The 12,707-nt window shown below is 39.6% G+C and carries 8 protein-coding genes; 3 read left to right on the top strand and 5 right to left on the bottom strand.

Translation table 11 applies throughout. The annotated features are described in order from the left end of the window. Nucleotides 1-23 precede the first annotated feature (23 nt). The 3 genes from mqnE to M0R21_02575 form a co-directional block, all read right to left on the bottom strand. Nucleotides 24-1,121 (bottom strand): aminofutalosine synthase MqnE, encoded by a 1,098-nt coding sequence (mqnE, locus tag M0R21_02585; protein ID MCK9616699.1) that lies wholly within the window; start codon nucleotides 1,119-1,121, stop codon nucleotides 24-26. A 34-nt stretch (nucleotides 1,122-1,155) separates the two neighbouring features. Continuing rightward, nucleotides 1,156-3,039, bottom strand: a complete 1,884-nt coding sequence (locus tag M0R21_02580) for a T9SS type A sorting domain-containing protein (GenBank protein MCK9616698.1) — start codon at nucleotides 3,037-3,039, stop codon at nucleotides 1,156-1,158. A gap of 384 nt (nucleotides 3,040-3,423) precedes the next feature. Next, nucleotides 3,424-4,803, bottom strand: a complete 1,380-nt coding sequence (locus M0R21_02575; protein MCK9616697.1) for an MFS transporter — start codon at nucleotides 4,801-4,803, stop codon at nucleotides 3,424-3,426. A gap of 366 nt (nucleotides 4,804-5,169) precedes the next feature. Between M0R21_02575 and M0R21_02570 the strand changes: the two genes are divergently transcribed. Genes M0R21_02570 through M0R21_02560 form a run of 3 tightly spaced genes read left to right on the top strand, consistent with a single transcriptional unit; the run spans nucleotide 5,170 to nucleotide 10,614 of the window. Further along, complete coding sequence (locus M0R21_02570) at nucleotides 5,170-7,857, top strand: PAS domain S-box protein (GenBank protein ID MCK9616696.1); 2,688 nt, start codon at nucleotides 5,170-5,172, stop codon at nucleotides 7,855-7,857. 11 nt (nucleotides 7,858-7,868) lie between these two features. Beyond that, on the top strand, nucleotides 7,869-8,300 hold the full coding sequence (locus M0R21_02565; GenBank protein ID MCK9616695.1) for a response regulator: 432 nt from the start codon (nucleotides 7,869-7,871) through the stop codon (nucleotides 8,298-8,300). Nucleotides 8,301-8,322: 22 nt separating this feature from the next. Continuing rightward, nucleotides 8,323-10,614, top strand: a complete 2,292-nt coding sequence (locus M0R21_02560) for a PAS domain S-box protein (GenBank protein MCK9616694.1) — start codon at nucleotides 8,323-8,325, stop codon at nucleotides 10,612-10,614. A 202-nt stretch (nucleotides 10,615-10,816) separates the two neighbouring features. Here the strand turns inward: M0R21_02560 and M0R21_02555 are convergent, their stop codons facing one another. After that, entirely contained in the window at nucleotides 10,817-11,377 is a 561-nt protein-coding gene (locus tag M0R21_02555; protein MCK9616693.1) for a hypothetical protein, read from the bottom strand. A 134-nt stretch (nucleotides 11,378-11,511) separates the two neighbouring features. Beyond that, complete coding sequence (gene ygeW, locus M0R21_02550) at nucleotides 11,512-12,699, bottom strand: knotted carbamoyltransferase YgeW (GenBank protein MCK9616692.1); 1,188 nt, start codon at nucleotides 12,697-12,699, stop codon at nucleotides 11,512-11,514. Between the last annotated feature and the right edge of the window lie 8 nt (nucleotides 12,700-12,707).

Below are 12,707 nucleotides of genomic sequence, written 5' to 3'. Positions count from 1 at the left end.
AAACAGGACTGTATTCTTGTATTTTAGCTGTCTATTTTTATTATATTGTACAGGGAGTCTCTTTCTGCCGGAATCCTTCCTGCCTGTGCAATCAACTTTATCATTTCCAATGAAGACATTTCGGGTTTTGTATCTTCTGCACCTGCAAGGGAATAAATTTTAGTTGTATCGTTAATTGTACCATCCATATCGTCAACCCCAAACGAGAGGGCTAATTGTGCCATTTGTTTGCCCAGCATGGGCCAATATGCTTTAATATGTTGAATATTATCGAGGTAAATACGCGAAAAAGCATAATTTTTCATGTCTTCAATTACAGATACTTCCCCTATTTTGCTCATTTCATTATTTTTACTCCGGTATTTCAGTGGAATAAATGCCTGAAATCCCCCGGTGCGGTCCTGTAACTCACGCAGGCGAGTAAGATGGTCAATGCGGTGGGTGTAATTTTCCACATGCCCGTACAGTATGGTGGCATTGGAAGGTATCCCGAGTTGGTGGGCTGTTTCGTGAATCTCCAGCCAACGGTCGGCATTATTTTTCTTGTTACAGATTTGTTTGCGGATTTCTTCGTCAAAAATTTCCGCCCCACCTCCGGGAATGGAATCGAGCCCACAGTTTTTCAGATACTTTAATCCTTCTTTTAACTTCATTCCAGCTTTGCGGATCATAAAATCCAACTCAATGGCAGTGAATGCTTTAATGTGAATATCAGGTTTAATCTGCTTAATCCGTTGCATCAATTCGCCATAAAAAATTGCATCCCTGTCGGGATGGACGCCACCAACTATATGTACCTCAGTAATGGTATCTCCTGCATTTTTAACCTTTTCGAGCATTTCCTCCGGAGTAAATTCCCATCCGTCAGTTCCAGGTTTTTTGGAATAGGAACAAAACCTGCAATTGTAAATGCAAATATTGGTAGGCTCGATGTGAATATTCCGGTTATAAAATACATATTTGTCATTTTTTTGTTCTCTCACAACATTGGCTAACAGACCTAACAGGGGAAGGTCGGCTTTTTCGTACAAAAAAATTCCTTCAGCAGGAGTCAGTCGTTCTGCCCGGAGGATTTTTTGGGTGATACCATCAAGTGAAGGTAATAAGGTAGCGCTTATCATAATAAATTGAAGAATAAAAATCTTAGTTGAAACTTCAACGAGCGCAGACAATTTTTAGTGCGTTTGTATGCCCGTTTTTTTCTACCCTAAGCATGTAAACACCAGAAATACATTGGTTAAGTACAATTTTTTTCCCATTGTTTTCGTCTACTGCGTAAAATTTCACCGCTCTTCCGTACGGGTCGTAGAGCGAGATGTTTACATTATCGTCTGAAGATAATTTTCCCATGACAATATGAAAAGTATAGTCTGAAAATGGATTTGGATACACTTTCGGAGCAACGAATACAGAAAGTGTTTTGTTGTGGGTATAAAATTCGTTTGCAACGGTAAGAGTGGTGTTAAAAACCCCGATAGTATCATAAGTAACGGAAGGAGGTTCCTTTCCTGAAAAAGAAATAGGGTAGCCTCCTTCGAAAAGCCAGTTGTAAGTGCTTATATTTCCGACAGAATAATCGGTAAACCGGATGCTGCCACCCACGGGTATGGTATCGGCATCAGCAGTAAATTCGGCATAAACAGCATTGGGATTGTTTGAAATGCCATCAAGATAAGAAACTCCGGTATTATCGGGGTCGAGCCAGGGTTTCAACTGCTGGTCGTCAGTGGTGCCGTTTGAAGCCCAATGGTAGGGAAACATTCCGAAATAATCTTTTTCATTAGGAGAATTACAGGAAGAAAGCCCGCCTGTAAGCGTGCCAACAATTCTTCCGTATGAATCTAAAAGCGGAGAGCCTGAGGAGCCTCCTTCTGTTACACCATGTCCGTTTGCAGTTTCGTTCCAGCCTACTTCCCAATGTGATTGCAATCCGTTGTTCATCCATTCAGCGGATAACAAAGGTTGTGTATAGGTTGAGATTTTTTTCACGTCTCCTGCCGGATGGTGGATACAGACTCCGTTTACACTGGGCTGAGCCAAAATACTCCAGCCATTAAAATATGGATTGTATTGAACAGGAATATCATTATCGAGTAAAACCAGGTAAAAATCAGAACCGGTTGAGCCACTGTTACCCCCGTGGGCAATACGGACAGCTCCGGTAAGCGACTGCGACACAGGGGTACTGGCTTGATTTGCACAATCTTCGTACTCGAAATTAAAATAAAATATCCACTGACTGAGATCGGTTGCCGAAGCCGATTCTCCACAATGATCTGCTGTGAGAACATAAGGCGTGGCATCGTTTCGTGTGTTGTTAACCAGTGATCCCGTACACCAGTAATATGAGCCATTTTTTCTTATCAATATCCTTACAACTCCCCGCTTCTGATTTTGCCACCCGTCGCCTTCTTTGCAGTTGATATTCACTTCGCATGGATCAGAAGATTTTTCAGATTTAATAGTTTCAACACCCCTGTAAAAATAGGCAACGTTGTCAATTTCCAATTCGGGAGGGTCTCCGGTAATATTGGGCTGGTACAATTCAAGAGTAATTGCTGTGCCGGTAAGATATTCCACGGCAAAAAGCCCGTTTTCTGAAGAATTTGCCGAAGTATAAGCCCCTTTTACCTGGTTATGTTCATCATCGTAAATGAAGAATTTTGCACCTTCAGGCAGGTGAAATTTGCTGAAATATAGCCCCAGTGCCCTGGCTTCTTTTACCATTATTTTCATTCTCCATATTTTGCCTCCCGTGGGAAAGTTAGTCCATGTACCTGCATTTTGCAGGTTAACAGCAAATGGTATGGCTATTCCTATTCGATAGGGATTGCCTTTTTCGCTTTCTATGGCATCTTCCGCTTTTAATTGCTGATAGTCAGGGGTGGCAAGAAGATACTCCTGAAATTTATCGGGAATGCCTTTTATTGTAAAACTGGGGGGAATTCCTCCTTCACTGATTTGTGCTTTTGCAGGCTGTAGAAAAGAAAAAAAGATTACAAAAATCAAAAAACCAGGAAGGGAAAATATACGTATCATATCATCAATGTATTAAAAATACTTTTTCTGTTGCAGAATGATTATCCGAACACATGGAAATAAAATGTACACCGGCAGGTTCATCGCTCAGATTAATGCGGAATGTAGCTATGATTGACCGAATTACTTTGGGTTCTTTCTGCATACAAATTTTTATCTACTTTCTGTGCCTTTTCTTTCTCTACAGTACCGGTATTTATCAAAAAAGAAGTGAAAAAACAATTAAAAATAAAAGAGTTACACTGAATTTCATTATATTCTATATTTGGTTCTTTTTAAACGGAACAAACTTAGATAAAATTTGTTTTGCAAAGATTGCCACAAAGCTGAATTTAACAAAAAACCCCCGGGTTTTACGACCGGGGGTTTTCAGATGTGAGAATGCTATTTTTTGATGTTAGGCAATTGCAAGCCATAACCTTTCTTCTTGTCTTCTGCTTTCAGCAGGAAGGCAAAAATCAGCGCAAGAAAGCCCAGACACATAAAAATAATCATGGGAAGGGTGTAATTATAACTGTGAATGGTAGCACCGTCTACAATTTTTGTTCCGGTGATACAGTATTTATCCAATACCCAGCCAATGAGGGCAGGAACACCCATCAAACCCCAATTTTGTACCCAAAATATCATAGCGTATGCTGTTCCTAATTGTTTCTCAGGAATAATTTTGGGAACTGAGGGCCACATGGCAGAGGGAACCAATGAAAAACCTACTCCCAGTACTATGATAAGCAAAATAGCCATTATCCAATTGTTAATAAAAGGAATGGCAAACATGGCATGTACAAAAATAAGCAAAATGGCACCCAGTATCATAATGGTTGCACCTTTTCCTTTGCGGTCGTACAGGTTGCCAAAAGTAGGAGTGAGTATCATGGTTCCGAAGGGGAGTAGGCTGGGGATGAGTCCTGCCAGCGATTCGTCTACACCAAATTTGTTTACCATCAAATCGGAAGCATATTTCAGAAATGGAAATACTGCAGAGTAGAACAGCACACAAAGTATTGCAATATACCACCATCCTTTGTTTGTGAATATCATTTTAATGTCATTAAGCCGGAATTCTTCTTCGCTTTCTTCGCTACCGTCTTTACCGGCGGCGATGGAAGCATCCAACTTTTTATCCATGAATGTATAAATAAAGAATGCGATGAGTCCGATACAGAGCATGATAAGACAAAGGAGAATAGGAACAGAAACATCGTTCATGGCTTTAGCAATAGGAGCGGAGGTAGCCAATGCAAGGGCGGTACCCATACGTGCGGTAGCCATTTCGAGCCCCATGGCAAGCGCCATTTCTTTTCCTTTAAACCATTTAACAATAATTTTTGAAACAGTAATACCAGCAATTTCAACTCCTACACCAAAAATGGCATATCCTATTGCCGCAACGGTAACCTGGGCTTTCCATCCGAAAAGCATTGCACCATCGAGTGAATGAGTGGAAATGGCCCAATACTTAATGGCGGTACCTATTACCATAATAATTGTTGCCATCATACCGGTAAAACGTACCCCCATTTTGTCGAGAATGATGCCACCAAAAATCAGCATCAAAAGAAACACGTTGAACCAGCCGTAAGCACTGGTAAAAAAGCCGTATTCTGTACTCGACCAGCCTTTCTGGCTTTCGAGTAAGGGCTTTAGCGGAGCCATAACATCGGCAAGATAATAGCCGCAAAGCATCGTAAACGCAACTACACCAAGCGCCGTCCAGCGAGCTGTCTTGGACTCGCTGAGAAGTTTATGCACTTTTTCAGTCATAGAAATTAATTTTTATAGGTAAGTTATAATGTGAGTTCCAAAATTTAAGCTGCCAAATGTATTAATTTTTGTTTAACTGCTAAAATTTATGTAAAAAACGTTAAGGGATTAAATAGAGAAAATTTTCAGAGCAACCTGCCGGGTTATTTCTTAATTACTTTTTTTAATCTGTTAACGTATAAAAAATACTTGGGCGGCCTTTTTCAGAAATTTATTAAAATTACTTATATTTGAAGACTATTTTAAGACGGGCAAATAAAAAGATTGAAATATAGTTTTTGTAAGAGTGGCATGTTGAAAATATATGATTTGGTGCCATTAAAATAATTTTCGGGGTAATTTTTTACAATGCAAAAATTGTGCGCCATGATAGAAAACGATCCAACTTACGAAGCGCTTCTGCAGGAAAACCTTGCCTTAAGGAATGAATTATCTCAAAAAAAGACGGAACTTAACCGCTATCAAATACTTACTTCAAAAGTTTCCGATCTTATCTGGATTTTAAATTTACAGGGACAATTTACGTATGTCAGCCCATCGATAGAGCGACTCAGGGGGTTTACGGCGGCAGAAGTATACAAACAAACCATCAATGATGTACTCACTCCCGCATCAGCCCGAAAAGCTTTACAATTATTAGCGGAAACGCTGGATGAAGAAGCAAAAGGCATTAAAAAAGACGTTTTTGGTTGCTATGAATTGGAACAAACCTGCAAGGATGGTTCAACGGTCTGGACAGAAGTAATTATTTCTGCTAACAGAGACGAACAGGGTAATTTACTTGAATTTATCGGAGTCAGCAGAAATATCGGGGAAAGGATAAAGATTCAGGAGGAACTTAACAAAAGCGAAGAACGTTACCGGCTTATATCAGAGGTTTCTTCCGATTATGTTTTTTCCACCATGGTGCTTTCGGATGGTTCCTTCGAATTAAATTGGGTAAGCGGAGCCTTCGAGAATATCACAGGTTTTACTTTCGAAGAATACAAGGCTAAAGGAGGCTGGCATGCTTCTATTCATCCCGATGATCTGAAGAAAGAAGATGAGGATTTGCTGAACCTTTTCGGTAACCGTGCCATAAAATCGGAAATCCGCACACTGAACAAACGGGGAGAAGTGGTTTGGGTGCAGGTATTTGCTCATCCTCTTTGGGACAGCGATCGAAATGCATTAAAAGGTATTTATGGCGCTGTACGTAACATCACCGAAAGAAAAATTACTGAACAAAAACTCAGTAAAGCGAACAATCTTTTACAGGCAGTTCTCGATGCATCTTCCGATGCCATTACCATGACCAACCGGAAAGGTGAATTCCAGGCATGTAATAAAATATTGCTTCATCGCTGGGGCAAAACCAGAGAAGAAATTATTGGATTTTCGACAAGCAAAGTGTTGCCGCCATCTGTTTTTCAAAACAGAGTAAAGATTATCAATGAATGTATCGAAGCCCGGAGAGGTATTACTTTTACAGATACTTATGATGAAAAATGGTTCGAAAATACGATAGAACCCATAGTGGAAGCAGATGGTACCATTGAAAACGTTGCTATGTTTTCGCGCGACATCACCCTGTTGAAAAATACATTGGACAATCTGAAAAAAAGTGAGGAAAAATTTGCCAAAGCCTTCCGTTGTAGTCCCGATCCTATTTTAATCACCTTCCTTAACGAAGGAAAGATCGTGGAAACAAACGATTCTTTTATTGCTCTTTCGGGCTTAACCAAAGATGAATGTATTGGAAAAACAACAATCGATATTCATTTATGGATCATTTCCGAACAGCGGAATCAATTTACATCTCTTTTGCAGAAAAACGGCAGGGTGCAGAATTTTGAATGTGATTTCAATTTTAAGGGAAATGTCAGGAACTGTTTGGTGTCGGCAGAAGTCATTAGCCTTAATGAAGAAGAATATATACTTGGCGTAATTCACGACATCACCGAACGAAAAATTGCCGAGTTAAAACTGGAAAACGAGCGTAAACGATTACGTACCCTCATTGAATCCATCCCCGATTTGGTATGGCTGAAAGATCATAATGGCGTTTATATACTATGCAATCCACAATTCGAACTTCTTTTCGGAGCAAAAGAAAAAGATATTATCGGCAAAACCGATTATGATTTTGTGGATGCGCCTATTGCCGATTTTTTTAGAGAAAAAGACCGTAAAGCCATGATGGCAGGAAAACCTTCCATAAACACAGAGGAATTAGTTTTTGCCGGAAACGGATATAAAGGTTTATTTGAAACCATAAAAACACCGATGTACGACGTGGAAGGCCACCTGATGGGTATTTTGGGTATTTCCCGGGATATAACCGAATTAAACGAGCTAAATCAACATCTTGAGAAAAAAGTAGAGGAACGTACCTTGCAACTTGAAGATGCCAACAAGGACCTTGAATCTTTTGCATATTCCATTTCGCACGATTTACGTGCTCCGCTCCGTCATATTGATGGCTTTTCCAAAATTTTAAAAGATGCAATTTCTGAATCTTCTGATGAAACCAACAGGTACTTCCGGAAAATCAGCGATTCGGTTATCCAGATGGGAAGGATGATTGACGATTTGCTAAAATTTTCCCGTTTGGGACGAAAGCCCATACAAACAACGGAAGTTGATTTGAATACCTTGGTTAAAAATGTAATTAATCAATTTGAACCGGAAATCACAAGCCGAAAAATCGAAATGAAAGTTGGCAAACTTCCCGTGATCCATGGCGATTCCGGGCTTTTACAAATGGTTTTTGAAAATCTTATTTCCAATGCCATCAAATTTACATCCAAAAAAGAAAAAGCGATAATAGAAATAGGATATTATAAAGATACTGACCAGAAAAATACTATCTTCGTAAAGGATAATGGAGCCGGTTTCGATATGGCTTACGCGAATAAACTATTTGGTGTTTTTCAGCGCTTGCACACCCAAAGCGAATTTGAAGGTACTGGTATTGGCTTGGCTAATGTTAAACAAATAATTCATAAACATGGCGGAACCATTACCGCCAAAGGCGAAACAAATAATGGCGCAACATTTTTTATTACATTATAAAACATTTTACTATGGAAAAAATTCCTCCAATTCTTTATGCCGAAGATAACGAAAACGACGTTGAACTAACCTTAACGGCTTTTAAACAATGCAAATTAAGCAACCGTATAGACGTTGTAAATGATGGTATCCAGGTTTTGGACTACCTGCAATACAATGGCAAATACCAAAACCGGGAAAAAGAAAAACCGGTACTGATATTGCTCGATATCAAAATGCCAAAACTTGATGGGATTCAGGCTTTAAAAATCATTAAATCGGACGAAGAGCTAAAAACCATACCAGTGGTGATGCTAACCTCTTCGGCTATGGAGAGCGATCTTGTGAAAAGCTATAATTTGGGCGTAAATGCTTATGTGGTGAAACCAGTAGATTATGACGATTTTATAGAAGCTGTAAAAAAAATAGGTTCTTTTTGGGCGATTGTTAATAAAACTGTATAATCAAAAAAAAATAACGTGTGTTATGGAAATGCTCAAAATATTGATGCTCGAAGATGATGAAAACGATATGGAGCTTATTAAACTGGAAATAACCTCCTCCTTAAAGTTTGATTTCCGTTTTAAATGGGTTGTTTCAAGAAGCGATTTTGAACAGGCACTCATAGATTTTTATCCTGATATAGTGTTAAGCGATTTCAAATTACCCCAGCTTAACGGACTGGAAGCTGCAAGGATGGCTCGTGAAATGCACCCCGATACCCCTATTATTATTGTAACTGGTACAATAAGTGAAGAAGCTGCTGCCGACTCTATTAAAGCTGGTGCCTGGGACTACGTGGTAAAAGAACGTTTGCACCGTTTGCCTATAGCAATTGAAGGTGTTTTAAAACTTAAAAATGAAAGGCTGAAACTGAAAGCAAGCGAAGAAAAATTCCGCCTGATTACTACCTACGCTCAGGATGGCATTATCATGATTGATAATGAAGGAAAAATCAATTATTGGAATCCCGGGGCTGAAAAAATATTCGGATATTCTATTGAAGAAGCCAGAAATAAAAATATACATTCCTTGCTGGCTCCTTCAAAATATCATTCGCAGCATTTACCGGCATTCCAACATTTCAGAGAAACGGGCGAAGGTCCCATGCTTGGAAAAGTAGTAGAACTGGAAGCTTTAAAAAAAGACGGAACTATTATTGATATTGAACTTTCCCTTGCCGGTATGCAACTTTCCGAAGGCTACGGTGCGGTGGGCATCGTCAGAGATATTTCGGAACGTAAAAAAGCGGAAAATGAAATCAAACGGCAGTATTATTTTATCGATGCCATGCTGCATTCCATTCCTGTTCCTTTATTTTATAAAGATACCGAAGGCAAATACCTGGGTTGCAACGAAGCTTTTTCCGAAATGTTCGGTAAATCGGCTGAGGAAATCCGTGGTAAAACAGTAAATGAATTATGGCCCGAACAGTATTCCCAAACATACAATGAAAAGGATATGGAACTGTTACGGGATAAAAGCAGGCAACGTTATGAATCCGTTATTCTTGATAAGGATCAGAAAGAATATCAGGTAATTTATGACAAAGCCGTTTTTTATAACGAAAAGGATGAAGTTGCGGGCATCATTGGCACCTTTACCAATATTACTGAACTAAAGAAAAAAGAAGCAGAACTCATATTAGCCAAAGAAAAAGCCGAAGAAAGCGACCGCCTAAAGTCGGCATTCCTTGCTGCCATGAGCCATGAACTGCGAACTCCATTAAATGCGGTTATTGGCTTCAGCAGTTTGATTGATGACAGTTTGCCCCTCGACGAAATACTTGAAATGGCAAAATTAATAAACAAAAGTGGCAATCACCTGCTTAGTATCATTGAATCCATTTTTAATATTTCCATGCTTCAGACAAAAGAACTGAAAATAAGGCCGGAAAGTTTTTCTGTTTATGACGTTTTTTTGGAATTGAAATCATTTGTTGAAGCCGAAATTAACAACGAAAAAAAAGAACATATATCCGTTTTATTCGAGCCCGAACCCAATACCACTTCCACAGCTATCCTTACAGATAAAACCAAGTTAATTCAAATGCTTACCAATCTGTTGAATAATGCTGTTAAGTTTACTGAAAAGGGAAAAATTGAGTTTGGATACTTCTTTTCCGAAAAAGATATAACTTTCTTTGTTCAGGATACAGGAATTGGAATTCCATCAGATAAAACAGATCTGATTTTCGAACGTTTCCGCCAGGTGGACGATACCCATACACGCAAACATGGCGGAATAGGGTTGGGGCTGGCAATCTGCAAAGAAATTTCCGATTTGTTAGGAGGCTCACTATGGGTAGATTCTGAGGAAGGAAAAGGCTCTTCCTTTTACTTTCAGCTTCCCGGTGTTGTAGATATAAATGCAACACCTTTAAATGAAAATACTATAGAAACAGGTTTGCCAAATTTAAAAAATACGACCATTCTCATTGCAGAAGACATAGAATCGAATTATTACCTGATAGAAGCAATGCTTAAAAAAACCAAGGCACAACTTTTATGGGCAAAAGATGGAGATGAAGCCGTTAGAATTGTTGTCAGCGAACCTAAAATTGACATTGTTTTGATGGACATTCGTATGCCCGGCATGAATGGTTACGAAGCCACTTCAGCAATAAAGAAAATACAACCTGCATTGAAAATAATTGCGCAAACCGCTTATGCCATGCCCGACGAAATAGAAAAATGTAAACAGGCTGGTTGCGATGGCTATATCTCAAAACCCATAGTAAAAACAGAGTTTTATGATTTATTAAACAAAATGCTTTAATATTTTCCCGGACAAATGGTTATGGTTAACCACTACGGATCGTACAATGGTGTTTCCCTATCTGCTTTGCAAAAAAAACACATTCTCCAGAATTATATTTCTGATTCTTTTTACAGAATTACATCTCGATAATTTATGGGGATAGATCGCTCCAGCTGCCTTTATGAAATCTATAGAAGATGCTATTTTTTAAAAGAAAAGATTAGTACAACTTAAACCGTAACCCGGCAGAAACAGTCGTAATGTCGTGTCCACATTCTATAAATCCTGTAAGTTTGTTATTAAACTGGTAAGCGGCACCGGTAAACCCTCCAAAATGAAAATTAACAGCGTCATAATCCGGCGAATCCCCATGGTTGCTATGATCATAATTGTCAGAAAAAGCGGTAAAGCGGGGACCGGTAGTAAAACCTGCATATACATCTAAATGTGCAACTTTGATGTAATAATGATATGCTCCGCGTGCAAGCAAAAAGAAGTTAGTCCAATTGTAATTAAAATCATCGCCATCATGATGCAGGAACGAGAAACCAGCTTCTGCTCCCAGAGCAATGGTTCCAGGTCCTACTTCCCAGAAACCCTGTTCAAAATAGCCATAAACACCTGGTCTCATACCCGAGGAATAGTCATAGAAATTAGTGGCTGGACCTATTGCAATCCCTAAATTCATATTCCCTTTTTTAACTTCTTGTGCTTTGCCATAAAATGGCACAACGAACATCAGGGCAATAAATAATAAAATACGTGTTCTCTTTTTCATCATATTAGCTATTTTTTATTATTAATATTAAAAAGTAACGTTAATCTGCACTATTAATTATTATCGGAGATCAATTAAACAAATGAAATACCAAACCCATAAAATACAGGTGAAAAGTTTTAAAAAACTGAAACTTCCTAAAGTCCCGCTCTCCTGTTTCCTCTTTCCAACATACTATTCAGCATGGCAGCAGGGTTGGCAAAACGGTTTGTAAGCATCATGGCGGCTATGATATAAGGTTTATAACCGGCTTCCTTGTAGGTTTCTATACGATAACGTTCAAATACGTTGGCTGCCACTTCCCCTTCGCGGCACGACACACCGGAAATATCGGCAGGCAGGCAGTGCATATACAATGCCTTGCCATCCCGTGTAATCTTCATCTTTTCATCATTGCATTCCCAATGTTTAAAACGTGCATTATTGGCAAGGCATTCTTGTTCTAAAGCCTTTAGCCCGTCCCTGTCGTTATTTTTCAGCAATGCAGTGCGGCGTTCCATCACCGAGAAGGGAGCCCAACTCTTCGGGTAAACAATATCGGCATTTGTAAAAGCTTCTTCCATGCTATTCATCACATGAAAACTTCCGCCCGAAGCCTTTGCATTTTTCCCGGCAAGTTCCACCACTTCCGGAATCAGCGAATATCCTTCCGGGTATGCCAGTTTCACCTGCATACCAAAGCGTGTCATCAACCCGATGATGCCCTGCGGCACCGAAAGAGGTTTTCCGTAGCTGGGAGAATAAGCCCACGTCATGGCAATTTTCTTTCCCTTCAGATTTTCAATTCCGCCAAAGTAATTTACGAGGTGAAGAAGGTCGGCCATACTTTGTGTCGGATGGTCAATATCGCATTGCAGGTTCACTATACCGGGCCGTTGCGGCAAAACGCCATGTTTGTAACCGTCTTCAAGGGCTTCGCCTACCTCTGACATATACTTGTGGCCTTCTCCAAGAAACATATCGTCGCGTATTCCGATGATTTCAGTAAGAAAAGAGATCATGTTTGCCGTTTCGCGAACAGTTTCGCCGTGGGCAATCTGGGATGTCCCTTCGTCAAGATCCTGCACTTCCAATCCAAGCAGGTTACAGGCAGAAGCAAACGAAAAACGGGTACGGGTAGAGTTATCGCGGAAGTTGGAAATACCAAGTCCCGAATCGAAACACCGGGTTGAAATATTCTGATTACGAAGACTTCGTAGTGCTTCTGCTACAAGCATTACCATCATTAGTTCTTCAGGTGTTTTATCCCAGGTAAGCAGGAAATCTTTTTGGTATAAATTTGTTTTCAGAGCAGCAATTTGTTCTGTTATTTTCTTAAAATCCATGATCATTA

Source organism: Lentimicrobiaceae bacterium (assembly GCA_023227965.1).
In the GTDB taxonomy this organism is placed as follows: domain Bacteria; phylum Bacteroidota; class Bacteroidia; order Bacteroidales; family JALOCA01; genus JALOCA01.
Note: the sequence above shows the minus strand (reverse complement) of the source record. Positions and strands in the feature narration are given on the sequence as shown.

What these genes read in the sequence shown, in the direction of transcription:
- M0R21_02570 (MCK9616696.1), top strand. Translation starts at nt 5,170, where the DNA reads ATGATAGAAAACGATCCAACTTACGAAGCGCTTCTGCAGGAAAACCTT.
- M0R21_02555 (MCK9616693.1), bottom strand. Translation starts at nt 11,377, where the DNA reads ATGATGAAAAAGAGAACACGTATTTTATTATTTATTGCCCTGATGTTC.
- M0R21_02575 (MCK9616697.1), bottom strand. Translation starts at nt 4,803, where the DNA reads ATGACTGAAAAAGTGCATAAACTTCTCAGCGAGTCCAAGACAGCTCGC.
- M0R21_02580 (MCK9616698.1), bottom strand. Translation starts at nt 3,039, where the DNA reads ATGATACGTATATTTTCCCTTCCTGGTTTTTTGATTTTTGTAATCTTT.
- M0R21_02565 (MCK9616695.1), top strand. Translation starts at nt 7,869, where the DNA reads ATGGAAAAAATTCCTCCAATTCTTTATGCCGAAGATAACGAAAACGAC.
- ygeW (MCK9616692.1), bottom strand. Translation starts at nt 12,699, where the DNA reads ATGGATTTTAAGAAAATAACAGAACAAATTGCTGCTCTGAAAACAAAT.
- mqnE (MCK9616699.1), bottom strand. Translation starts at nt 1,121, where the DNA reads ATGATAAGCGCTACCTTATTACCTTCACTTGATGGTATCACCCAAAAA.
- M0R21_02560 (MCK9616694.1), top strand. Translation starts at nt 8,323, where the DNA reads ATGGAAATGCTCAAAATATTGATGCTCGAAGATGATGAAAACGATATG.